The sequence below is a fragment of the Pelorhabdus sp. sgz311002 genome (assembly GCF_056134285.1).
Genome location: NZ_JBWBCL010000017.1, coordinates 1 through 25,266 on the forward strand (window position 1 = coordinate 1; position 25,266 = coordinate 25,266).

Here is a 25,266-nt window from a genome sequence, read left to right on the forward strand (position 1 = left end):
TTCCTGCTGGGTGAAGTCCGGTACTCGGCGCTCAAAAAACAGTTCCCTGAAATGGCGGAAGCTTTATTTGAGAAGACCGAAAAAGATGCTAAAGATCGCTTGGCTAGCTATAAACGCTTGGCTGATATTCACTAAGGAGTGTCGGAGATTTATAACAAAAAGGAGCAAACACGCTGGCGTGTTTGCTCCTTGCATCTGATGATTCATTTTAAATCTGTTCTTATGAAAGATACTTGTGCTTGGGGCAAGGTGTCTTCAGGGGAATAGATTTTTTTAGTTCCTATTTGAAACGGAAAAGTCATTTTGCGACTGAATGTTGGCTGGATATTGCTAGAAAGGGTGATTTTGCTAGTACTTATACTCAGGAATAATTTGGCATAAAACTTGCTATTCATATACCTAAAAGAACGCTTAGCGCTGATTGAAGTACCGATGAATGTCTTACTCGGCGATGCTTCTGCTAAATAAGAGTGTCAGAAAAATAATCCTGGGAATCCGGGGGAGTTGGATATGTATGTTTATTGAAAAAGTCATTGCCTATGTAGTACGAAAGAAAAGCGAAAAGTATTTGCACTTTAATCCTCAAGCACCTTGCAGTCTTCCCCTCAAAAAAAATCAACCAGAACCCCTATTACTCTATCTGCACATTCCTTTTTGCGAAGAACTTTGTACCTATTGTTCCTTTCATCGAGTGCCCTTTCGGGAAAGTCAGGCCAGAGTCTATTTTACCGCTTTGCGCCAAGAAATTCTTTTATATAAAAGCGAAGGCTATGATTTTCGTGCCATGTATATTGGCGGCGGGACACCGACGGTATTGATTGATGAACTTGTGGAGACAATTGCTTTAGCCAAGAAGTGTTTTGCTATCAAGGAGATTTCAGTAGAAACGAATCCAAATCACTTAGATAGGAAAATTATGAGTCGCTTACAAGAGGTCGGCGTTGAACGTTTGTCTGTTGGCGTTCAATCTTTTAATGATGGTATTTTGCAAGCAACTGATCGTTATCATAAATATGGCAGCAGTGCCCAGATTATCGAGCGAATTAAAGACATGCAGGGCCTCTTTAAAACAATCAATATTGACATGATCTTTAACTTCCCGAACCAGACGGAACAAATGCTGCGACAGGATCTTGCGACTATCTTAGATTTGAAAATTGACCAAGTTACTTTTTATCCGTTGATGGTGTCAACAAGCACGCGCAAAGAGATCGAAAAGAAGATGGGGAAAGTGCAGGGGGGACGAGATCAGCGTTTTTACGAAATGATTCGCAATGCGCTCGCCCAAGAATATAAGGCCAGTACGGCTTGGTGTTTTTCCCGAAATGAGACGCTCTTAGACGAATATGTAGTTAACTATGAAGAATATGCAGGGCTGGGCAGCGGTGCTTTTGGCTATCTAAATGGCTCTGTATATGCAAATCAATTTGATATTCCTGAATATATAAAGCAAGTGGGGCAAGGTCAGTATCCCATTGTTGCACGGCGTGATTGTGAGGGACCGACGGCTATTCTCTATGATTTTATGATGCAGTTTTTCAGTCTCTCCATTCCGATAGATCCGAAACAAAAAAAATATGAGCTTTATGCTCAGGTGCGTCTATGGATAGTTCTGCTGTTTTTTTGGTTGATTGGCAGCTTGGAAAAAGAACCTGGCAAGGATTGTTTTGTCATAAAAAAGCCATATCATGGGGTTATTATGATGCGCGAATTTTTTACTTCCGTTAACAATTTTCGTGATTATTGCCGAGCCAAGGCCAACAAGGCGCCAGAGATAGAATCACTATTAGAAAAAACGGTGTAAAAAAGAAGCAAACACGCTGACGTGTTTGCTTCTTTTACTTTAATTGGCTGTTTTATTTTGATAATCTGGCTTTATTTATAGAATTTCGGGGCTAAATCTAAAGTTTTAAAGAATTCATAATCATGGGCGAAGATCACTTTCGCATTATATTTCTTCTCTAATTTTCTAACCTTTTCAATCGATTTAAAGAAGGCAATACTGTCATGTAAGAAGCCGCTCATTTTTGCAGGAGGGCCATAAATAGTGCTCGTGTAGATACAGTCTTGCGGGAGAATAATTGTTTGACCATCTAAATGCACGACAAGGCCAAGCAAATTTGGCGTATGGCCAGGCAGACACAAGACTTCGACGCCGGGAGCAATTTCAAAATCTTCATCAATGAGATGATATTGTTTTACTGGGGCTTCTAAATCGCCTTTAATGTAGCCGCCGTGTTTTTCCGGATCGGGGTTTTGATGAACCATGGCGAGGCCTTGCATGTAGTCTTGTTTGGGCACGTACACATCGGCATGGGGGAAGAGATGAATATTACCGGCATGATCCAGGTGCATGTGGGAAAGAATGACCGTTTTAATATCTTCCGGTTTTACACCGCAGAGAGCTAACTGGTTTTCCAGACGCTCTTCTTTAGTTTGAAAGAGCGGATATACTTCCTGCATGATTTTTTGCCAATAGCCGTTCATGGCATTGGGGTTGCTGCCTGTATCGTATAAAATGTAGCCGTCTTTTGTTTCGATTAGAAACGCCATAACTGGCAGCTTAATCCAGTTGTTCTGAACATGGGGCTGGCTTTTTGTGCCGACAGTTGCACAGCCAACTACGCAATTTTCATCAGTTTCTAAATAACCGGTGTTCAGGATATAAAGTTTCATAATGTCCCTTCTTTCATTTCAATTTAGCAGCGGAAAACTCGTTGTTATTACACAGTGAGATTAGCCTTCAAACTTGGCATGAAACCGTTGTTCAAATTCAGCTATTAAGCTGGGACGAAAATCAGGATGGGCAATGTTAATGAGCGCTACGGCGCGCTGGCGTAGTGTTTTACCTTTTAGGGTGGCAATTCCGTATTCGGTGACAACATAGTCGACATCATTGCGCGAGGTCGTAACCGCTGCACCCGGATCAATGTGAGCGCAGATCTTGGAGACTTTGCCATTGGCTGTAGCCGAAGGCATAGCGATAATGGCCTTGCCGCCTTTGGAACGGGCCGCGCCGCGGACGAAATCGACCTGACCGCCTACGCCGCTAAACTGACGGGAGCCAATCATTTCGGCGTTGACTTGGCCCATTAAGTCGACTTGCAGCGCTGAATTGATACAGACAATATTGTCAATTTGGGCGACGATAAAGGGATCATTCGTGTAGTTTACTGGCTTTACAATGACATCGGGATTGTGATCCACAAAATCATATAATTTTTTCGTTCCCATGAGGAAAGTCGCGACAAATTTGCCTGTATCAACGGTTTTCTTGGCGTTATTAATAACGCCTTTGTTGGCTAAATCGACGACGCCGTCAGAGAACATTTCCGAATGAATGCCTAGGTCTTTCTTATCACCGAGGAAGGAGAGGACTGCGTCGGGAATAGCACCAATCCCTAACTGGAGCGTGCAGCCGTCGGCAATAAGAGAAGCCACATATTCGCCGATCTTTTTTTCGGTTTCGCCAATCTTGGGCGGCTGCAGTTCAATGAGCGGTTCATCTTGCTTGATCATGTAATGGATATCATCAAGTGAAATGCTATTACCGTACGTATAGGGCATATTTTTATTGATTTGAGCAATGACAAGCTTCGCCGCTTTTGCGGCTGCCTGCGTATAGTCAACGGAGATACCGAAACTGCACAGGCCATTTGCGTCAGGCTCAGTTACTTGTAAAAAGACAACATCGACCGGGATGAGGCCGGAAGCAAAGGCTTCTGGGACCTCACTAAAGAAAATCGGCGTAAAGTCAGCACGGCCTTCTTCGACAGCTTTGCGGGTTGAGCCGCCTACAAACAAGGCGTTATGGCGAAAGTGCTGTTCCATGCCGCTCTGGCAGTAGGGGGCCGACCCCATTGCTACCATATGAATGATTTCTACATTTTCCAAGCGATCCGCTTGGGCGACTAATTCGCTCGTTAAGGCTTGTGATTCACCGCAGGCATGGGTGAAGACAATTTTATCGCCTGATTGCACGTGGCTGACCGCTTCTTTAGCGGTTACCAGCTTATTAGCATACTTGCTTTCCCAATCTTTCAATGGTTACACCCTTTCCATTTGTAAGATCATTCTTCAATTTTAGCAATTTCTTTCGCCAATTTTTTCTTCATACGAAGATTGCCTTGGCGAGCAATCATGATACGCTGCGCTTGCGGTGAACCAGCGCCATGCATGGATTCCGTACGATAGCCCACTGCGGCGGTGCCCAGGCAGAGGTTTTCAATGAGACGTAAAATTTTGAGACGATTTTCCGTGGAGACGCTGGCTGTGCCGCGGAGATATTTTTCTACATAAGGTCCTAGTTTCGGATCGCGCAAGTCTTGTTCCGATGGAGCTGTTACCATCAGGCCGCCGGCAATATCCTCGGCTAAGCGAACGATTTCATAGGGGAAGCGCGTGACATTCTGCTTACAGACATTGGCTAACAGCAAGTCGATTAAGTAGTTGCCTGCTTCGGTTTTTGTGCCAAGGGCGGAGCATGCAATGCCGCAGGCATATAAGGTTTCATTTAAGTGTTGCATTTCAATAATTTTGTCTTTAATATGCGATACTTTCGGGCAGCCGTTATAATCAGCCGCTACCGCGGCAGCGCCAATGAGTACGTCGCCAACGCCGACTTTACAGCCGCCGTAAGACTGACGGTGATAACCGGCAAACCGTTCTACGAGCGAACCAGCAAACTCCACTTCGCCATTTAAGAAGATCTGTTCATTCGGAATGAAAACATTATCGAAGATAACGAGGGCTTCGGTGCCGCCGAATTCAGGGTTGCCTGTATCCATCGGAGCGCCTTCTAGTTTTCTCGTATCGCAGGACTGACGGCCAACGATCATAAAAATGCCTTCCGCATCAGTCGAGCAGGAAAAGGCAATGGCATAGTCTTTGTCATCTTCGCCCATGGCGATGGTAGGCATAACAATGACTTCATGGGAGTTAATAAAGCCAGTTTGATGCGCTTTGGCGCCGCGAACGACAACACCGTCAGGGCGACGTTCTACTACATGTAGATAAAGATCAGGGTCAGCTTGCGCATGGGGCGCTAGGGCGCGGTCGCCTTTCGGATCGGTCATCGCGCCGTCAACAGTGAGGTCGTTTTCTTGAACATATTTTAAGAACTTCATGAAATTTGCATGATAGCTTGTTCCGTACTGTTTATCTGTATCATAAGTCACCGAGAAGACGGCGTTGAAGGCGTCCATGCCGACGCAGCGTTGGAAGCAAGAAGCCGTTTTTTGGCCGCAGAGACGCTGCATTTTCACTTTATCCATTAAATCCTGAGTGCTTTGATGAATGTGAGTGAAGCGATTTACCCGTTGGTTCGTATAGGGTGACATCGCTGTCATTAAGTCTTCGTATTCCGGCAGTTGGGCTAGATCATAAGTGGCTTTTACGGAGTTTAAAGAGGGGCGAAGAATCGGATCGTCCACTGGATTTTCAATTTTTTTGCCAAACATATACACCTGCAGATTCTTCTTTCTCATACTTTCTACATACTGTTCTCCTGTCATTAACGGCATAACGGATCATCCCTTCTCGTTTTGTAATCTTTTTCACACAGTCCTGTGCGGTTGCTTTTTATACAAGCAAAAGTCATGCCCAAATGAATTTAATTTTGTTTTCTTTGCGGCGGCAAGGATCATTTCCCTAGAAATATCGTGGGAAAATTAAAAAAATTCTTATTGGTGACAACGCTTTGTTACGGCGATTGGGCTTTCATTTTCTGAAGATTTTGTTGCAAAAATGCAACAAGACAAACTGTTTGATGCATTTTTGGTAAGTTTTTCTAGGATATTAGCCTAAAAGGCCCGAAATAGCGGACTATTTCGGGCCTTTGCTTCTGGCATGTTTTTTGCAATAAATATAATGCAAGAGTATGAAAATTGCGATAACAAGCGGCGGGAACCGGGTTGACGCTTGTTCCGTTTCTGCAACGAAAACGAATAAGGATGTGAGCTAGATGACAACACCGATTTTAACGAAGATCGAAACAGTCTTAGATGAAGTAGTAAGGCCCGCACTAGCCGAACATAGCGGCAATGTAACTGTTGAAACCGTCACCGACGGCGTACTGCGAGTTCGCCTTACTGGCCGCTGCAACGGCTGTCCTTCGGCTATGGCGACGACGGAAGAATTTATTGCCGAGAAAATACAAGCGCGATTGCCGGAGATTAAAAAAGTCTTGTTAGTCACTGCCGTGAGCGATGATTTGATTGCCCAAGCAAAAGCTTTTTTGCGGCATGAATATCCCCGCTGAGGAGGTAACCATGAATATTGGGATCAAATATTGCGGCGGCTGTAACAGCCATTATGATCGAACCGAAGAAATTGACGAATTAGTGAAAAAGTTCCCAGAGCACACCTTCCTTTATGCGGCCAAAGGAGCTGTTCTTTGTGAAGTATGGCTTATTGTCTGCGGCTGCAGTGTTTGCTGTGCTGCTACGCAGGGACTTATTGCGACAGAAAAACTCTTTTTACTTCATACACCGCAGCAGTTTGCAGCTGTTGTTGCATTTTTACAACAAAAAGAAGAAAAGTGAGATGATTTTCATGACTAAGCTGGAACAGTACTCTAAGTTATTTGTGGATCAATTTAAAGTAACTCCGGAGGAACTGCCTGATTTAAAGTATCGCGGCATTAAATTGTGGGATTCGCTAGGCCATATGATGTTAATGGAAGCCATTGAAGATTTGTTTGATATTACCTTTGCAACCCAGGATGTGTTAGCCTTTACTTCTTATCCAAAGGGAATTGAACTTCTAAAAAAATATGATGTGCATTTATAGGCGAACACCATGACTACTTTTGGCGAAGCTTTGCCTGTGTGTATTGTCGATCCAGTCACAAAGAGCAATTGCTACATGTTAGAAGCAGCTGGTCATGTCGTGATTATCGATCCCAATGACTTTGCCCAAATCCAGCAGTTGCTAGAGGAACGGGGCTGGACGCTTGATCTGGTTTTTTTAACGCATGAGCACTGTGATCACATTTCAGGGTTAAATTCCCTGCTAGAGCTTTACGATATTTCTGTTTTAGCTAGCAGTGCTTGCAGTGAGGGGATTCAAAGTACGACGCTCAATATGACGCGGATTATGGAGTCTTATTTGTATTTTAAAAGCGGCGGCTGTGATGTAAGGCAATACCCTAAGTTTACTTGTAGGCCTGCCGATATGACGTTTGATGAGTCCTTTGCTTTACGATGGTATGAATATCATTTCCGCTTTCTTGCAGTTCCCGGTCATACCCTTGGGAGTACTTGTATTGTCGTCAATGAGCAGCTGCTCTTTTCCGGTGATTACTTTCTTCCCGGCGAAGCTGTTTTGACTCGGCTGCCAGGCGGGGATGAAGCGGCCTATGAAGCGAAAGGAAAGCCGCTTCTTCGTTCCTTGCCGGACAATATACGAACATTTCCGGGACATGGCGAAGCTTTTCTCTTAACGAAGGAGGTAAAGCGAGACTATGGATTATAATGAATGGCTGTCCTATAAACCCTATAGTTGGTCGCAGGCGGAAAAGGAAGAACGCTATCTGACTTACTTTAAAGAACTGACGGAGTTCCATAGGAAGCACTGCCCTTCCTATGGGCGGATGCTTGATTTGCTTGGCTATCGCGCGGATCAAGTGGCGAGTCTAGCGCAAATTCCCTTCCTGCCTATTCCTTTATTTAAACAACAGAACTTAAAAAGTATTGCGGAGGAAGCGGTGTTTAAAACGATCACTTCTTCTGGTACGTCAGGGGCCGTATCGCGTATTTTTCTTGATGCAGCAACGGCCCAAAATCAGCAGCTCACCTTAAATGCGATTGTGCAAGAATTTATCGCATCGTCGCGGTTACCCATGCTGATTATTGATGCGCCTTCTGTATTGACGGATCGGGAAAAATTTACGGCCCGCGGCGCGGCGATTCTCGGGTTTTCCATGTTTGCCAAGCGGCGGTATTATGCCCTTTCTGATGATTTGACGATAGATGCCACTTCGCTGCGCAGCTTTGTTGAAACCTATGCCGGTAAGCCAGTTCTGCTGTTTGGCTTTACCTTTATGGTTTGGAAGTATTTTTATGAGGCCATCCAGGCCCGGAACTTGCGCTTTGATTTTTCCCAGGCAATTTTAATTCATGGCGGCGGCTGGAAAAAACTTCAGCAGGAAGCGGTATCGCCTGCGGAATATAAGCGCTGCCTGCAAGCAGAGTTTGGTATCACGCGAATCCATAACTACTACGGCATGGCTGAGCAGACTGGCTCGATCTATATGGAATGTGAATATGGTCACCTACATGCCAGTATCTTTTCTGAGATTTTAGTGCGAGAACATCTTGATTTTTCGCTTTGTCCTGTTGGAAAGGCCGGAATTCTTCAGGTGCTTTCGCCGATTGCCAGATCCTATCCGGGCCACTCCCTCCTTACAGAAGATGTGGGCAGGCTGCTGGGAATTGACGATTGTCCCTGTGGTCGTAAAGGAAAATATTTTTCTGTAGATGGGCGAATTCCATCGGCTGAAATCAGGGGGTGCAGCGATACGTATGGACAGTGAATTTGTAAAACTTGCTGGGGACTGGCCGATTCGATCAAGGCCGCGTACTCTTTTTTCGCCGCTCGTCATGAACTTTCTTGCGCAATTAGAAGCAGCCATCAAAAGTGACAACGCGCTTTTCGCTGATCCATCTTATCAGGCCTTTGCTTTCTGGCTGCGCCGCAAACATGTCGAGTCGTTCCGCCAAGAGACGAGTCACAGCGCGAGCCGCATGGGTCGCGGGATTGTTTTTCATATTGCTCCGGCCAATATTCCGGTAATGTTTGCTTATAGCTTTGTTCTGGCGCTGTTGGCGGGAAATTGTAATGTGATTCGCCTATCGCCGCGAACGGTGCAGCAAGCGGCGCCGCTCATTGCCGTGATTGCTAGGCTGCTTGAGCGGGAAGAGTTTTCTGAACTGAAGGCGGAAAATGTTTTAATTTCCTACGAAAGAAATGCTTCGTTGACGGATCGCTTGTCATTATTGTGCGATATGCGGGTTTTGTGGGGTGGCGATGCTTCGATCACAGAAATTCGAAAATCACCATTGGCGCCGCAAGCGACAGACGTAGTTTTTGCCGATCGCTTTTCCCTTGCTGTTTTTGACAGCGAATTTGTGTATCACTGCAGTGACAATGAGCTTGCGTTATGGGCTCATCGTTTTTATAACGATACGTACGCCATGGATCAAAATGCTTGCTCCAGTCCGAAAATCATTTTTTGGCTGCAGTCGAAGGCGAAAGAAACCGTTACGGTTCTGGCAGAGGCGCGGCGACGTTGGTGGGAAGTTCTAGCGCGCCAAGCGGCTGATTATGATTTGGCCCCGATCAAGGTGAGTCAGAAGTATAGCCAATTATGGCAATTTGGCATGACTTGCCCGGAGATAGCTACAGTCGATTGCTTTGAGAATCGGCTCTATGTCGCTACTATGAAGACTGTGGCTGATGATATAACGCTTTTATCAGGGAAGTTTGGTCTGTTTTTTCAGGCTGAATTAACAGAGTTAGCGGACTTGCTGCCCTTGGTGACGAAGAAAGTTCAGACCATTTCGGTTCTGGGAATTGACCCTGCCGTGCTGCGTTGTATGTTGCTAACGAGTCGTGTGACAGGGGGAGATCGAATTGTTTCTGTCGGTCAGGCTATGGAGATGGATGTGATATGGGACGGCGTCAATCTCTTAGAACGCCTGTCGCGTATTATTCGGTAGGAGGGATAGACGATGCTGTTTTTTGAGAAAAATGAGGAATTTGCGAAGCGAAATGTATTAGTGGATGATCAGAATCAAGTTGTTACCTATCAGGATTGGTATGATTATGCGGACAGCTTACAACAAATCATACCGCCGCGCTCCTTAGTGTTTATTCTTTGCCGCAATACGATCGGCTCGGTTCTGTCTTATTTATGTTGTTTGCAAAATCGGATTGTGCCGCTGTTAATCAATGATGATATGAATGGGGAGCTTTTAGCTGACTTAATTGAGGTCTATAAACCGAACTATTTGTTAAAGCCTCTTAACCATGACTTCGCCCTGCCTGACAATGAACTGGTTTACGATCTCTTTGATTATGGTGTCTATCCTTGTTATGCCGCTGAACCAGTCGAACTATTTCCTGAGTTAGCATTGCTGTTAACCACCTCGGGCAGTACGGGAAGTCCGAAATTAGTTCGGCAGAGCTACAAAAATATTCAAGCCAATGCCGCATCCATTGCCGCTTATTTAGAGCTTGATGCACAGCAACGCCCGATCACATCGCTGCCGATGTATTACACCTTTGGCTTGTCAGTCATTCATAGTCATCTTGTTTGCGGCGCCGCCATTTATGTAACAGAAGCAACGATTATGGATGCTGGCTTCTGGGAGTTTATGAAGGAAAAGAACATTACTTTGCTGGCGGGAGTTCCCTTTACTTACGAATGTTTGCAGCGGCTGCGGTTTTTTACGATGAATTTACCTGATCTAAAGCTAATGCTGCAAGCTGGCGGCAAGTTGTCGAAACGGCTTCACCAAGAATATGGCGAATTTGCTGTAACAACAACGAAACGTTTTGTGGTAATGTATGGGCAGACAGAAGCTACAGCGCGCATGTCCTATCTGCCGCCGCAATATTGTCTGGAGAAAATCGGCAGTATCGGTGTTGCCATTCCTGGCGGGGTTTTTCGTATCATGGAAGATGCTCATAAAGAAATTACTGAGCCTTTAGCTGTAGGCGAGCTTTGCTATGAAGGGGATAATGTAACGCTTGGCTATGCCTGTTGCGCCGCTGATTTGAAAGCAGGCGATGAAAATCAGGGCAGACTGTTTACTGGTGACATTGCCTATCGCGATGCCGATGGTTTTTACTATATTACGGGACGGAAGAAACGGTTTGTAAAAATGCAGGGGAAACGCGTCAATCTTGATGAAATCGAGCAAATCTTTAAAAATGAATATACGACTTATGATTTTGCCTGTATTGGTGAAGATGATGCTCTCACAATTTATACAACGGCGCCAGAAGCCGATTTGGCAGCACTGGCTGATTTTCTTACAGATAAGGTGAATCTTCACCCAGCCTTGTTCCAAATGGCTTCGATTGCAGCGATTCCGAAAAATTCCTCGGGGAAAACGCAATATACAGATTTACAGCCAAGGAAAGACTGAACTTGTTTTAATTGTTTGGCAACGTTGAAAAAATGAGATAAAATGGAAGTGGAGCTGTTGTATTCCATGTTATCGCAATAGCTTACGCTTGCTTATGAGAAGGTTTATCCCATGGCAAATAAAAAGTTACCCATATTTTCGACTGTTTCAGAAGCCGTAGAACGACTTGATGCGATTATTGAACATTCTTTTGATGGAATTTTTATTACCGATAAGAATGCCACGACCATCAAAGTAAATCAGGCTTATGAGGAAATTACGGGCTTAAAAAAATCCGATGTCCTAGGGCGCAATATGGCTGATCTTGTGCGGGAAAAAATGATTTCCGTATCAGGTTCGTTAATTGTTGTGGTTGATAAAAAACCGGTTACGTTAGAGCAGCATTTTAAAACAGGCAAACGGGCCTTAATCACCAGTTCGCCCATTTTTGACAGGAACGGCGAGCTTGTCATGGTAGTTACGAATGTGCGAGATTTAACGGAAATCTATAACTTAAAGCGCGAAGTGGAAGAAAAGACGGAAACTATGAATAAGCTGCGTTTGGAATTGGAGCATATCAATGATTCCAATGATCCTGAGCTTATTGCGAAAGACGATGCGACCTTTAGCGCCGTACTGCTGGCGAATCGTGTGGCGCCCATGGATACGACAGTCATGCTGCTCGGTGAAACGGGCGTCGGTAAAGAAGTGATGGCCAAATATATTTATCGCCAGAGTCCTCGCGCCAAGCAAAGCTTTATTAAGGTAAATTGCGGCGCCATTCCAGAAAAACTTATCGAAAGCGAACTGTTTGGCTATGAAAAAGGCGCGTTTACCGGTGCGAATAAAACCGGGAAAATGGGACTGTTTGAGCTGGCGGATCAGGGAACTTTATTTCTTGATGAGGTGGGAGAACTGCCGAAAGAAATGCAAGTTAAGCTCTTGCGGGTGTTACAGGAGCAGGAAATTGTACGAGTCGGCGGGGTAAGACCGATTCAGGTGGATGTGCGCGTCATTGCGGCGACAAACCGAGATTTGGAAAAAATGGTGATCGACCAGACTTTTCGCGAGGACCTTTATTATCGTCTCAATGTATTTCCTATTTATATTCCGCCGCTGCGGGAAAGACCGAAAGACATAATGCCGCTTGCTAAATTTTTCTTGGATAAATTAAATCATAAATATAATCTGTCAAAGTATTTTTCGGCGATTTCGATCCAACTTCTCAATGAATATTCCTGGCCGGGCAATATTCGTGAGTTGAAAAATGTAATTGAACGCGCTACGATTATTAGCGCTGGCAATGAGATTAAGCCGGAGAATCTTCATATTCATCAGACCAAGGGAATTAATAGTTACACTGGGAGCAGCGCTGTAGCAAAAGTCTCGCTTGCCGCCACAACAGATTTAAAAGCAACGCTCGATAAATTAGAGTTTCAGTATCTGGAGAAGGCCTATCAAGAGTATGGCAATGTTCGTGAAGCCGCGAAAAGTTTGAATATGACAGCCTCTACTTTTGTGCGGAAACGGCAAAGATATTTAGACCAGCAAGAAGAGTAACCGATGAGAAGTAAAGCTTAGGAAATGTTGTTTGGTGTATTATATAAACTTCTTTTAAAAGCTGTAGAGATAGAATCTACACTTTTAAAAGAAGTTTTTTTATTGTGTTAGTACGGTAGCGACGATCTGTTGTATTTTTGTGAGAAAAATTAGAATTTTAATAAAAGCGTGTAAATCGTAGCTAATCATTGAATTTTCATGAAAAGAAGCGAGAATAGAAGCTAATCAAAACATAGAAGGTTTTACTAAGCTATTAAGCTTAGTTTATATTATTTGTGTAATATTTATTACAAAAATATAAAAAAGAAAAAAATATACCGAACCGAAATCGGGTTTAGGCAAGACTATATGCAGGTGAAAAGAAAGGAGATGAAAAGATTTCGGTTTTACAGTGAAAGTAGTATGTGAGGGGGCAACCATATAAAAAGCGAGGATGAGAGCTATGGTGCCTTTTAAAATTGCGCCTCAAATTGCAACATGTAAAGATTTTCGGGAGTTTGCTGCATCATTTCAACTGGCTGCCAGTGATTTAGTGATTACAAATGAATTTTTGTATACAGATCATATGGCGACATTGAATCTGAAGTGCAGCTTTCTATTTCAAGAAAGGTTTGGCAGCGGCGAACCGTCTAATGTGATGATGGATGAAATTTGGCGCGTGGCTCGGACGAAGGAATTTGACCGTGTTATTGCCGTTGGCGGCGGCACTGTTATTGATATAGCAAAACTATTAGTTCTGGGCGGCACGGGGAAAACGGTTGATTATTTCGAACGTCGTATTCCGTTGCAGAAAGAAAAAGCGCTTATTATTGTGCCGACAACCTGTGGTACTGGTAGTGAAGTGACTAATATTACGATTATGGAAATCAAGGAACAGCATACGAAAAAAGGTTTAGCTGACGATGTGCTATATGCCGATTCTGCGGTTCTCATTCCTGATTTGCTAGCAACCTTGCCTTATCAAGTTTTTGCTACAAGCTCTGTTGATGCGCTTGTCCATGCAGTGGAATCTTATATTTCACCAAAGGCAACGGAATTTACTAAACTTTTTAGCGCTAAGGCCATTGAATTAATTTTGACTGGTTATAAGCAAGTCAGTGATACTAATAAAGCTCCTAGCGGTAAGCTAATGAAAGATTTTCTTATCGCAAGCAATTATGCTGGAATTGCCTTTGCGAATGCTGGCGTCGGCGCCGTTCATGCCATGGCTTATCCGTTGGGCGCGACCTATCATGTTCCCCACGGGGAAGCCAATCAACTCCTGTTTATTGCTGTTTTTAAAGAATATAAGAAACTAGCGCCACAGGGCAAGATTGTAGAGCTTGAAGACCAGTTGGCCCAGTTGCTCGGCGTTGAATTAGAATGCGTATGGGCTGAGCTGGAAGCTTTATTAGAGAAGATCATACCACGAAAATCATTGCGGGAATATGGCATGAAAGAAGGCGAGATCGAAGGTTTTTCCGATAGTGTATTAGCAAACCAACAGAGATTGCTGGCAAATAACTATATAGCACTTGATCGAAAAAATCTGATTGCGATTTACACGCAACTGTATTAATAGGGGGATTATATGAACGCAGTGACAATTAATGATATGCTTGAAAAAGCTCGGGCGGCGCAGCAAGCTATTGCTGGATATACGCAAGAGCAAGTCGATGAACTAGTCAGAGTGATTGGCAAGGTAGTTTATGATAATGCTGAAATGTTAGCAAAAGAAGCCGTTGAAGAAACCAGCATGGGTGTTTATGAAGATAAAGTTGCCAAAGCGAGAGGAAAATCAAGAACAATTTGGCACAGCTTGAAAGGGAAAAAATCGGTTGATATTATCAAAGCAGAGCCCGCTAAAGGCTTGATCTATGTGGCAAAACCGAAAGGCGTTATTGGCGCGATTACGCCTACGACAAATCCCGTAGTTACTCCCATGTGTAATGCTATGTTTGCTTTAAAAGGTCGCAATGCAATTGTTATTGCTCCGCATCCTCGCTCTAAACGATGTTCAACGCATACGGTAGAGTTAATGAATGCAGAACTGAAAAAATTAGGGGCGCCTGATTATTTGATTCAAGTTATTACGGAGCCTACTATGGAATTGACGCAGGAATTAATGCAGAAAGTTGATGTTGTCGTAGCCACAGGCGGCATGGGTCTTGTAAAGGCTGCCTATTCTAGCGGGAAACCTTCTTATGGGGTCGGTGCTGGCAATGTACAGGTCATTGTTGATCGAAACTACGACTTTGACCAAGCAGCTAAAGATATTATTGCTGGTCGCAAATTTGATAACGGCATTATTTGTTCTGGTGAGCAGTCTATTATTGCTCCAGCCGAACAACATGCAGAAATTATGGCTGCTTTTGAGAGAAACGGCGCTTACTATGTGTCAGATGAAGCAATGATAGCGAAATTCCGCAAGGTTTTATTTATTGATGGCGCAATGAACAGCAGCGTTGTTGGTCAATCTGCAGCGTTTATTGCTAATTTGGCTGATGTTTCAATTCCGCCGGAGACGAAGGTTATTATTCTAAAAGCGCAAGGGAAGGGACAGGCTGATATTCTTTGCAAAGAAAAAATGTGTCCTATCTTGATTACTTTGACTTATGATTCATTCGAGGAAGCGATTGATATTGCTAAGACGAATCTATTTTATGAAGGCGCTGGTCATACAGCGGCAATTCACTCCAATAATATGACTCATGTTAATGCTGTAGGCGAGGCGCTGCCAGTTAGCCGTCTTGTTGTGAATCAACCTTCTTCTACTGGTGCAGGTGGCAGTTTCTATAACGGGTTTTCCCCAACGACAACGCTAGGCTGTGGATCGTGGGGAATGAACTCCATCTCGGAAAATCTCAATTATGAACATCTAATTAATATATCTCGAATTGGCTATTTTAATAAAGACGCTAACGTTCCGACTGATGAGGAAATTTGGCAAGGGTAAAGTGATACATTTAAGGTTTACGTCTGCTGCATAGTGATTTTCATTATGCAGTAGATTTTTTTGCAATTAGGAAAGAAAGTTGTTTGGTGCAGAACGGAAAAACAGTTTTTGTTCATTTAGAAAATATGGAATCTTTACAAAATTCAAGCTCGTGATTATACTTAAGGTAATAAAATTTACTTAAAAAAACAAAGGGAATAAATATAACAAAATAGGCGGTGAGACAGGCAAGACTTGGGGCGGCGAAGCGGATTATAAGGGAAGGCGATAGTAGAGTGAAGTAGAAATTTGCGTTCCTAGAGACATTCTGTAATAAGACCTATTTTGCGAACTGAGGAGGGCGTATATGAAAAATAAGTTAGTGAATCGATTGCAATTTAGATTAGTCGCTGTAATTTGTGTCATTTTACTTATTGCCTTGTCGGCTGTTTCCCTGGTAATTTATGAGAAGACGAAGAAAACCATTTTAAAGAATGTATCGGAAACCCAGCAAGCTGTTGCGTCAGATTATGCACGGGATATCGAGTCTGAATTCAATCTCTTATCAAGCTATGCCTATAGTATTGCTACATCAGAGCAACTAGTCGGCACAACCGATAAAAATCAAATTCGAGAAATCTTGAGAAAAGAATATAAACGATTTCCCATGTTTAGTGCATTATGGTATTTTGATATGAATGGAATCTCAATTGATACAACAGGTCTAGAAACACAAAGTGGCGACAGGGATTATTTCAAAATAGTAAAACAAAATCAAAAGCCCTACGTTTCCAACCCTTATATTTCCAAAATTACGGGCAAGTATACGGTAGCAGTAGTCTATCCTGTTTTTCGAAATGGCAAGCTTGATGGCATGATTAATGCTGTTTATCCCATAGAAAAAATTCTCGATAAGGTTCAACAAGCTAAGTTTGGTAAGACTGGTTATGCTATTTTAGGCGGCAGTGATGGACTGGTTGTTGTTCATGGAAAATACAGTGAGACGACAGGCAAGCTCAATTTACTGAGTCAGAGTATCGCGCCTGACTTAAAGCTATCGCAAAAAAGCCTAGATGAAAATTTTGTAAATAGTGCTAAAGCAGCTTTAGAGGGGAAAGTTAGCCAAATTTTCTATAAGAGTGGCGATGATAGTGAGCGGTATGCAGTTGTACGTCCTGTCATATTAGGTGAGATGCAACATTGGATCTTGATGATTACTACGGATACCAGTGAGGTTTATGAAGATTCTAGAGAAATTTTGCGATGGGTTCTCCTAATCACTTTGTGCGGGCTATTGATCTCAGGGGTAATTGTTTATATGTACGGCAGAAAGTTTGTTAATCCAATAGTGACGATGAATCAGGAAATGGCCGTTGTGGCGCAAGGAGATTTGAACAAGTCTGATCGCATTAGCAGACGAAGTGATGAGCTCGGGCAAATGGCAGATAGCTTCCACGTAATGAAAAAAGCGTTAATTGGTATTGTGGAAAATGTCCAGGATAAATCACATCAGGTTGCGGCGGCTTCGGAAGAGCTTACGGCCAGTGCTGAGCAGTCGGCTTTGGCGGCAAATCAAGTATCGGGATCCATTACACAAATGGCGGAAGGTACTGAGACGCAGAGCCATGCTGCCAAGGAAACGATGGTTATTATTGAACAAATGTCAAAAAGTATCGGGCAAGTGGCTGAGGCAGTAAGGCTGTTATCTGAGCAATCGATAAAAGCGACGGAAACGGCGCAAGAAGGCGGTAATTCTGTTGAAAAAGCTGTAACGCAGATGCTGGATTTAGAACGAACGGTCAGCAACTCAGCGAATGTTGTAGCACAGCTTGGTGAACAATCCAAAGAAATTGGGCAAATTGTGGATACTATTTCGGGAATTGCCGGGCAAACGAATCTTTTGGCGCTAAATGCCGCCATTGAAGCGGCAAGAGCCGGCGAGCAAGGCAGAGGTTTTGCTGTAGTTGCAGAAGAAGTTCGCAAGCTGGCAGAGCAGTCTGAAATTGCAGCAAAACAAATTTCAATGTTGATCAATCAGACACAAGTGGAGACGGATAAAGCAGTTACAGCGATGAACAACGGGACAAGGGAAGTCAAGGCAGGAGCTGAAATTGTCAATATAGCTGGCCAGGCTTTCAACGAAATCGTTTCATTGGTAGCAAGTTTAGCAGATCAGACCAGGGAAATAGCGAAGTCTATTCAGCAATTAGCCAGTGATCGAGAAAAGATTGTTACAGCAGCACAACAAATTGATCAATTAACGTCGTTAGCAAGCAATGAAGCACAGAGTGTTTCTGCAGCGATGGAAGAACAGTCTGCTTCGATGGCAGAAATTACAACAGCCAGCCAAAACCTTGCTAGATTAGCACACGACTTAGAACTTGCTGTTAATCAATTTACAATCAAAAATTAATAGAGGCAGCGAAATAGGATTATTTATCGTAGAGGACCGTATCAAAACGAAGTTTGATGCGGTTCTTTGCTATTTCATTGGGCAGAGCGATTTTTGCACAAGTAAGAATATTCGGCTGTAGTTTTGCGAGAAAAATTAGAATTTTAATAAAAATGCAAAATAGCTAGAAAAATATTAAATTTTTAAGAAAATCAACGAAAATAGAAGCTAATCAATTGACAGCCGGTTTTACTAAGCGAATAATTTGGAGTTATATTATAAATGTAATATTTTTTACAAAATAATATAGATGAAAAAAATACAACAAAATATAAATATTATAGTTAGAAAGACAGGCTTGATTTATCCTCCAACTATGAATCATGGTGAAAAGCAGGGAGATCAGGGTTGTTTTACAATAAAAACAATGAGAAGAGGGAATCGTTATGTCGAATTCAGGTTGCAGAATTTTTTTGAAAGTGAACCGCCCCAATAAAGACTTAGTAGAAAGCTTTAAAGGATTACCAGTAGCTAATATTGCTGATGAAATGAACCGTTTTTTCTGTATGGACGCCCGTGTAAAGCCTTTTAATGATAAACCCTTGTTAGGAACTGCTTTTACTGTAAAAACGAGAATTGGCGATAATCTGCTGCTTCACAAAGCGCTGGAATTAGCGCAGCCTGGCGATGTTATCGTTGTTGATGCACAAGGCGATATTGCGAATGCCATTACTGGCGAAATTATGATGACGCAAGCGGCCGTTAATGGTTTCGCCGGTGTCGTTATTGATGGAGCGATTCGTGACTGTGAAGCTATGAAAGAACTCGATATGCCTGTGTATGCTGCTGGTGTACAGCCCAAAGGCCCTTATAAAGACGGCCCTGGTGAAATTAACGTGCCGGTTAGCTGCGGCGGTGTTGTCGTAAATCCTGGCGATATTCTGGTGGGCGATGCTGACGGTATTGTTGTTATCAGCCCAAGCGACGCTCCTGTAGTTTTGGAAAAAGCGAAAGCAAAATTAGCGAAGGAACAGGCGATTATCAAAGGAATTAAAGACCGTGTTCCCCGCGATAAATCCTGGGTTGACAAGAGCTTGGAAAGAGTTGGCTGCGAAATAATTGATGATGTCTATAAATAAATAATTGCTCAGGACTGCCAGGGAAGTTATTTTCCTTGACAGTCCTTTTTTGATTTTACAAAGTCCTCGGTAATGCGTATAATATGGACAGATAGTTATGGACGAACGGGGGCAATTTGCGTTGAATAGAACGGTGCTTCAAATGGTGGAAGAACAAATGGATACCTTTACTGCGGCACAACGAAAAGTGGCTGACTATATCTTGAAAAATCCCACCGAGGTTGCTTTTTTAACAGTAGAGCAACTGGCAGGATTGACGAAAGTCAGTGTAGCTACGATTATGCGATTGACTTATTCACTGAATTATACAGGCTATACGCAGTTTCAAAAGGATTTGCAGGAACTATTGCGTAACCGCTTAGCGCCATCGCAACGGTTAGAACTTAATATTGAAAAAGTGAGCGACAATAAGGCGCTTATGGCTTGCGCCGAAATGCAGACGAATAATATTACTAAAACAATCGAGTTTTTGTCTGATGACATTATTAATAAGGTACTGGAGCTTATTGAATCAGCCAAACAAATTTATGTGATTGGCCTGCGGGGAAGTTTTCCCATGGCGAATTATTTAAGCAACGGGTTCATTCGTCTAGGTTTGACTTGTGAACAACTTATTCCGGAATCCGTACGAATGCAAAATTTAATCACGAATTTAGATTCAAATGATTTGTTGATTGCCATTAGTTTGCCGCGGTATGCGAAACATACTTTGGATGTGTGCAAAGCGGCGAAACATAAAGAGGCTAAGCTTATCGCGATTACCGATGGTTATTCGTCGCCGCTAACGATGATTGCCGATGTTTTTTTACCCTGTGCTTATGAAAGCCTGTCTTTTCAAACTTCACACATTGGCGTGATGTTTTTAGCGGAGTTTCTTATTACGGAAATGGGGATTCGCCGAGCCCAAGAAGCAAAGGTACGGTTGAAGGCCGTTGAAGAAGTGATGCCTGTTTTAAGCTCTAATGTTTTAGAGTAAGTAAAATCATTGTTGTTAAATAAGAGAAGTAGAAGATTCTCGCAAAGTCTTAATGGCTTTACGAGAATCTTTTTTTGTTTAATAATTTGTACAAAAAATAGAATAAACACAACTTAATACATTATTTTAATTTGTCTTTACAATTTAGAAAAAACAAAGTATACTTAAAAATGTAATAAAAATTTCTTTTTTTAAATATAGGAATAAAAATTTATTACAAAATCCCATAAGTATTTCAAAGAATTAGAAAAAGTAGGAGGGGGAAAGGATGCATTCAGCGTCTTATCGCATTAAGTTAGTTTTTTTACTTTTTTCCGTTATGTTTATTATGGGTATCGCTCGCAGCGGGATTGGTATTGCAGCTCCTGTAATTATTAAGGAGTTCCATCTAGATGCCAGTGCTATGGGGGTCATTTTATCAGCGTTTTTTTGGACTTATACGATATTTAATTTGCCTGCAGGCTCATTGGCCGATAAATTCGGCTCCAAAATGGTACTGGGCTGGGCGGTGGCGATTTGGTCATTATCCGCGGCAGCTGTTGGTGTTGTTGGCAGTGTAATCGGCCTTATCGTAACTCGCTTAGGGGTTGGTGTTGGTGAAGCGGCAGTATTTCCTGTAACCACTAAGGTCGTTGCCGATAACTTTTCCTCTAGTGAACGCGGCACTGTAATTGGCTGGTATCAATCAGGCGCACGACTTGGCTATGCAGCAGCGCCAATTATCATGGGCTTTCTGATTGCGAAGTATGATTGGGAAATGGCCTTTGTTATCAGCGGTCTGGGAAGTTTAGTTTGGTGTGTGATTTGGTATGTTTGGTTTAAAGAAGATAAAGCGGCGGTTGCGCAAGAAAAACAGCGGGTTAAAGAAGCGACTCCGTGGCTAAAGATGTTAACGAATCGCTGCACCTTAGGCCTGTTTATTGCAAAGTTCTGTGGCGATTATCTATACTATATGTTTTTAACTTGGGTACCCTCCTATCTCGTAATGGAACGAGGCTTTTCGATTATTAAGATGGGTTTCTATGCCTCATTACCCTTTGTTGTTGCATTTATTACACAGCCGATCACCGGATATCTGTCAGATTGGCTTATTAAAAGAGGCACAAGTGTTACCAAGGCAAGAAAAGGCGTGCTCGTAGGCGCGCAACTAGCAGCTTCGTCGATTATGCTAGTTGGGTTTATCGATGATCCGATGATTGCGATTGGCATTCTGGCAATTAATATTGCCGCCGCTTCTACGGTAGGCGGTATGATGTTCACTTTGGCGTCGGAAGTAGCGCCTGAGGGGATGACGGGAACTTTGACAGGCAGTATTAATACCGTAGGAGCTATAGCAGGGATCTTGGCGCCTACTTTGACTGGAATCATCGTCCAAATTACCGGAACATTCCAACTTGCTTTAATTTTTAGCGGTGTTTTACTCGTGATTGCTGCTTGTTCTATTTTGTTTGTGGTACCTGATGTGAAGGCCATGAATTTCAGTAAGGCAGAAACGAATAGCTAAACGATAAATAAGGGGGAAGAAAGAATATGGCTATTAAAGGTGACTTATTGATTCGCGGCGGACTGATCGTTGACCCCAGTCGCAATATGGAGACGAAGGGCGATGTACTCATACTAAATGGAAAGATCATTGATATTCCTAATGATGTCATAGCTGAAGCCGACAAGGTGATTGATGCCACAGATTCCCTGGTGTTTCCTGGCCTGATCGATTATCATGCTCATGTATTTGCTGGTGGAACCAATATTGGATTTTCTGCGGATACTTCACTATTGCCGCAAGGTGTGACTTGCGTCGTGGATCAGGGCAGCGCCGGTTGTGCTAATTATGATGCTTTTCATCGGCAGGTTGTCCAGGCAAATACTATGAAAATATTTTCAAACCTGCATGTGGCGCCGGCGGGACTGACTTCACTGCCCTTTCATTTAGAAAATTCTAATCCCGCTCATTATAACTTAGCAGCGGTCACAAGAATTTGGGAGCAGTATCGCGGACGGTTAGTTGGGCTGAAGATTCGTCAAAGTCAGGAGATTGTTGGCGAACTTGGGCTAAAACCACTGGCGGCTACGATTGAACTAGCCGAAAAGCTTGGCTGTTCTGTTACAGTTCATACTACGAACCCGCCGGGAGACATTGAAGAACTAGCGGGACTTTTGCGGCAAGGTGATATCTTTACTCATGTGTATCAGGGAAAGAACAGCTATATTCTTGACGAAAACAATAAAATTCGTCCAGGAATTGAGGCAGCTCGTAATCGTGGCGTTGTTTTTGATACAGCTGACGGTCGCGGCCACTATTTGTTCTCGGTTATTAAGGGCGCTTTTGCTGAAAAATTTATGCCTGACATTCTTAGTACTGATGTGGTTAAAGGCAGTTTATTTGATCAAGCTGTATTTGGTTTGCCTGTTATTTTATCAAAGTATTTGGCGTTGGGTATGTCTTTATTGGAAGTGATTCGAGCTTGTACAGAAATTCCCGCGAAATTTTTGGGCCAGCAGGGGAAAATCGGGACACTGGCGCCAGGGGCTTGCGCTGATGTTGCTATTTTTAAACTGAAAGATATGCCACTTCATCTTCAGGACATCAGTGGTGAAGTTTTGAAGTGCGGCAAACGCTTTGTGCCGCAGGCGACTATTCTAGATGGCAAAGTAGTATACCGCAGTTTAGAGTTTTAATTTAATATAAAAAACTTTTAGGAGGCTATGACATGAAATTAGGATTTGTCGGATTTGGTGAAGTTGGGTTTGAAATGTCGGTAGGTTTTAAAGCGGCAGGATTAGAAGATATTACGGTATTTGACGTAATGCAGGATAATGAAGTTTATGGACCGTTAGTCAATGAGCGTATTCAAAAATCAGGCGTTGCTAAGGCCAATTCAGCGCAAGAAGTTTTTGCGGCAGCTGACGTTGTGATTGTAGCTGTACCAGGTGCAAAAGCCTTGGAAACAGCGCAGAACTTAATCCCTTATGTTAAGAAAGATACTTTATATATTGACGTTTCGGCTTCTTCGCCTGTTACGAAGAAAGGGATTTGGGAGCTGCTTAAAGATACGGGCGCTTCTTTTGTTGATGGCGCTATGTTGGGATCGCTGCCGCTATATAAACAAAAAGTACCTACGCTGATTAGTGGTAATGGTTGTGACTTATGCTTAAAGCTTATGACTCCCTTTGGCATGGATCTAGAAAAAGTCAGTGAAGTTCCTGGCGATGCTACAGCGATTAAATTTATTCGCAGTATTTTCATGAAGGGTTTGCCAGCTTTATTAGTTGAAGTGTTAGAAGCAGCTTCTTTAATGAAAGTCGATCAGCTTGTTCTTAAATCTTTAGCAGGAACCATGAATGCCTGCTCCTTTGAAGAAACTTTGAATCGTCTAGTAACAGGCAGCGCCATTCATGCGGAAAGAAGAGCTCATGAAGTAAAAGATGTGATTACTATGCTGGAAAGCATTGATGTAGAGCCGACCATGACGAAAGCTGCCTATGAACGACTTTCCTGGCTGGCATCCTTTAAAATGAAAGAAAAATTCGGTGGCAAAACCCCTGATAGCTGGCAGAAAATCGCGGCAGCCTGGGAAGAAACGAAATAGTAACCGGATTATATAGTTACTCAGTTGTCAGCGATCAGTTGGAGTTAACGCTCCAACTGATCGCGGTATAATCTATTTGATCGTAGGGGGAGAAAGCGTGGTAAGCCAAAAAGACAATAACTTTTCACTCGATTTATGGCGTAAGCGGATCGGATTGCCTTTGACAATAGTTGCTTTTATCGCAATTTTGCTAATGCCCACTCCTGATGGTTTAACAGTGGCCGGACAAAGAGCACTGGCGCTTCTTGCCGCTCTCGTCATTTTGTATTTAACAGAGCCTGTGGAACTGGTCATTGTAAGCATTATGGTGATTCCTGCGGCTGTTTTTCTTGGTCTAGCAAATACCAAAGGTGTTTTAGAAAGCTTTGCTACATCGCCTATTTTTTTATTGATTGGTGCTACGATGATGGCTGCGGCCATGGAAAAGACGCGTTTAGCCGAAAGATTTACCTATTGGCTGCTTTCAAAAATTGGCTGCTCTACTCGAAATATTACAATCGGCGTTACTTTGGCCAATGTGTTTCTGGCCTTCATGGTACCGTCAACAACGGCGCGAACGGCTATTTTGCTGCCGATTTGCTTAAGTATTATCAAATTATATCGCCAAGAAAATGGTTTGCCGGAAAAAGGCAGGTCGACATTTGCTGTAGGTTTGCTGTTAACGCTGGCCTTTACAAACTCTACGATGTCGGCCGGGATTTTAACGGCTACAGTGCCTAACCCGCTGACAATTGATTTTATTTACCGTGCAAGCGGCGTACTCGTTTCTTATCTCGATTGGTTGATCTATGGTTTTCCGCCCGCTATTCTTATGACAGCGTTTACTTGGTGGTTTTTGCGCAGAGTCTTTCGTCCGGAACACGAAGAGATTCCTGGCGGAACGGAATTTATAAAATCACAGCTTGCGGCTATGGGAAGCATTTCTGCGGCGGAATGGCGGACACTCTTTGTTTTTGTTTTTGTGGTAGCCTTATGGGCGACTGGCGACATTACGAAGCTTGATACGACGGTCGCTTGTTTCCTTGGTGTAAGCTTATTATTTTTACCGCGTTTTGGTGTGATTAATTGGAAAGATACGAACCGCGATTCAGCCTATCATATCTTGATTTTGAGCGGTGGCGCTTTGGCTGTTGGGGATTTTTTAATGAAATCTGGCGGTGCCAAATGGCTGTCAATGAAAGTGTTTGATTCGCTGGGATTAGTCGGAGCCTCGGTTCCAGTCGTTCTCTTTGTCGTTTTACTGATTGTGCAGTTTGCCCGTATTGGGTTTATGGGAACAACGGGATTAACGGTTTTACTTATGCCGATCGTCGTTGCTCTGGCGATCACAGCGAAAATGCCGGTTGTTGAATTGGCGTTGCCTGCTGGCATGTTGATTGGCGGGTTCCCCTTTTTGATGTTTTATAATACGCTTTCTAATATCCTCGTATTTGGCACAGGGGAAGTTTCCGTTTCCGATTTCCCCAAAACAGGCTTTATTTTATGCCTTGTTGGCGTAATTTTATATGTAGTTTGCGCTTTAACTTACTGGCATTGGCTAGGTATGGCTTAATTTATTAAAAT

21 protein-coding genes are annotated in these 25,266 nt (G+C 43.1%); 18 read left to right on the plus strand and 3 right to left on the minus strand.

Features of this window, described 5'->3' with window-relative positions; translation table 11 throughout:
- The first annotated feature begins 514 nt into the window (after positions 1 to 514).
- Positions 515 to 1,804 (plus strand): coproporphyrinogen III oxidase family protein, encoded by a 1,290-nt coding sequence (locus tag AC0NJP_RS17580; RefSeq protein WP_474700639.1) that lies wholly within the window; start codon positions 515 to 517, stop codon positions 1,802 to 1,804.
- Positions 1,805 to 1,875: 71 nt separating this feature from the next.
- Here the strand turns inward: AC0NJP_RS17580 and AC0NJP_RS17585 are convergent, their stop codons facing one another.
- Genes AC0NJP_RS17585 through AC0NJP_RS17595 form a run of 3 tightly spaced genes read right to left on the minus strand, consistent with a single transcriptional unit; the run spans position 1,876 to position 5,522 of the window.
- A complete protein-coding gene (locus tag AC0NJP_RS17585) occupies positions 1,876 to 2,676 on the minus strand; it encodes an N-acyl homoserine lactonase family protein (RefSeq protein ID WP_474700640.1) in 801 nt (266 codons plus the stop codon).
- A gap of 60 nt (positions 2,677 to 2,736) precedes the next feature.
- Positions 2,737 to 4,044, minus strand: coding sequence for an acetyl-CoA hydrolase/transferase family protein (locus AC0NJP_RS17590; RefSeq protein WP_474700641.1), 1,308 nt, complete (start codon positions 4,042 to 4,044; stop codon positions 2,737 to 2,739).
- A 26-nt stretch (positions 4,045 to 4,070) separates the two neighbouring features.
- Positions 4,071 to 5,522 (minus strand): 4-hydroxyphenylacetate 3-hydroxylase family protein, encoded by a 1,452-nt coding sequence (locus AC0NJP_RS17595; protein ID WP_474041019.1) that lies wholly within the window; start codon positions 5,520 to 5,522, stop codon positions 4,071 to 4,073.
- A 440-nt stretch (positions 5,523 to 5,962) separates the two neighbouring features.
- On the opposite strand from AC0NJP_RS17595, the gene AC0NJP_RS17600 reads away from it, so the two are divergent.
- The 17 genes from AC0NJP_RS17600 to AC0NJP_RS17680 all read left to right on the plus strand — a co-directional run bounded on the left by AC0NJP_RS17600 (position 5,963) and on the right by AC0NJP_RS17680 (position 25,255).
- A complete protein-coding gene (locus AC0NJP_RS17600; protein ID WP_474700642.1) occupies positions 5,963 to 6,259 on the plus strand; it encodes a NifU family protein in 297 nt (98 codons plus the stop codon).
- 10 nt (positions 6,260 to 6,269) lie between these two features.
- A complete protein-coding gene (locus tag AC0NJP_RS17605; protein ID WP_474700643.1) occupies positions 6,270 to 6,542 on the plus strand; it encodes a hypothetical protein in 273 nt (90 codons plus the stop codon).
- A gap of 1 nt (position 6,543) precedes the next feature.
- Positions 6,544 to 6,789 (plus strand): acyl carrier protein, encoded by a 246-nt coding sequence (locus AC0NJP_RS17610; protein WP_474041022.1) that lies wholly within the window; start codon positions 6,544 to 6,546, stop codon positions 6,787 to 6,789.
- A 9-nt stretch (positions 6,790 to 6,798) separates the two neighbouring features.
- On the plus strand, positions 6,799 to 7,473 hold the full coding sequence (locus AC0NJP_RS17615) for an MBL fold metallo-hydrolase (protein ID WP_474700644.1): 675 nt from the start codon (positions 6,799 to 6,801) through the stop codon (positions 7,471 to 7,473).
- Positions 7,463 to 8,533, plus strand: a complete 1,071-nt coding sequence (locus AC0NJP_RS17620) for a LuxE/PaaK family acyltransferase (protein WP_474700645.1) — start codon at positions 7,463 to 7,465, stop codon at positions 8,531 to 8,533. Before AC0NJP_RS17615 ends, AC0NJP_RS17620 begins: the two co-directional genes overlap by 11 nt.
- The gene (locus AC0NJP_RS17625; protein ID WP_474700646.1) at positions 8,523 to 9,719 is read left to right on the plus strand and encodes an acyl-CoA reductase; all 1,197 of its coding nucleotides are present in this window, start codon (positions 8,523 to 8,525) and stop codon (positions 9,717 to 9,719) included. Before AC0NJP_RS17620 ends, AC0NJP_RS17625 begins: the two co-directional genes overlap by 11 nt.
- Positions 9,720 to 9,731: 12 nt before the next feature.
- The gene (locus AC0NJP_RS17630; protein WP_474700647.1) at positions 9,732 to 11,153 is read left to right on the plus strand and encodes an AMP-binding protein; all 1,422 of its coding nucleotides are present in this window, start codon (positions 9,732 to 9,734) and stop codon (positions 11,151 to 11,153) included.
- Positions 11,154 to 11,264: 111 nt separating this feature from the next.
- Entirely contained in the window at positions 11,265 to 12,692 is a 1,428-nt protein-coding gene (locus tag AC0NJP_RS17635) for a sigma-54 interaction domain-containing protein (RefSeq protein WP_474700648.1), read from the plus strand.
- 442 nt (positions 12,693 to 13,134) lie between these two features.
- Positions 13,135 to 14,250 (plus strand): 4-hydroxybutyrate dehydrogenase, encoded by a 1,116-nt coding sequence (locus AC0NJP_RS17640; protein ID WP_474700649.1) that lies wholly within the window; start codon positions 13,135 to 13,137, stop codon positions 14,248 to 14,250.
- 12 nt (positions 14,251 to 14,262) lie between these two features.
- On the plus strand, positions 14,263 to 15,627 hold the full coding sequence (locus tag AC0NJP_RS17645; RefSeq protein WP_474700650.1) for an aldehyde dehydrogenase family protein: 1,365 nt from the start codon (positions 14,263 to 14,265) through the stop codon (positions 15,625 to 15,627).
- 346 nt (positions 15,628 to 15,973) lie between these two features.
- On the plus strand, positions 15,974 to 18,019 hold the full coding sequence (locus AC0NJP_RS17650) for a methyl-accepting chemotaxis protein (RefSeq protein ID WP_474700651.1): 2,046 nt from the start codon (positions 15,974 to 15,976) through the stop codon (positions 18,017 to 18,019).
- 425 nt (positions 18,020 to 18,444) lie between these two features.
- The gene (locus AC0NJP_RS17655; RefSeq protein ID WP_474041031.1) at positions 18,445 to 19,137 is read left to right on the plus strand and encodes an RraA family protein; all 693 of its coding nucleotides are present in this window, start codon (positions 18,445 to 18,447) and stop codon (positions 19,135 to 19,137) included.
- A 97-nt stretch (positions 19,138 to 19,234) separates the two neighbouring features.
- Positions 19,235 to 20,113, plus strand: a complete 879-nt coding sequence (locus tag AC0NJP_RS17660) for a MurR/RpiR family transcriptional regulator (RefSeq protein ID WP_474700652.1) — start codon at positions 19,235 to 19,237, stop codon at positions 20,111 to 20,113.
- A 268-nt stretch (positions 20,114 to 20,381) separates the two neighbouring features.
- Positions 20,382 to 21,617: an MFS transporter gene (locus AC0NJP_RS17665; protein WP_474700653.1), complete on the plus strand. Its 1,236-nt coding sequence runs from the start codon at positions 20,382 to 20,384 to the stop codon at positions 21,615 to 21,617.
- 26 nt (positions 21,618 to 21,643) lie between these two features.
- Positions 21,644 to 22,792 (plus strand): amidohydrolase family protein, encoded by a 1,149-nt coding sequence (locus tag AC0NJP_RS17670; RefSeq protein ID WP_474700654.1) that lies wholly within the window; start codon positions 21,644 to 21,646, stop codon positions 22,790 to 22,792.
- Between the two features lie 32 nt (positions 22,793 to 22,824).
- Entirely contained in the window at positions 22,825 to 23,703 is an 879-nt protein-coding gene (locus AC0NJP_RS17675) for an NAD(P)-binding domain-containing protein (RefSeq protein ID WP_474041035.1), read from the plus strand.
- A gap of 97 nt (positions 23,704 to 23,800) precedes the next feature.
- On the plus strand, positions 23,801 to 25,255 hold the full coding sequence (locus tag AC0NJP_RS17680) for an SLC13 family permease (RefSeq protein ID WP_474700655.1): 1,455 nt from the start codon (positions 23,801 to 23,803) through the stop codon (positions 25,253 to 25,255).
- Positions 25,256 to 25,266 lie beyond the last annotated feature (11 nt).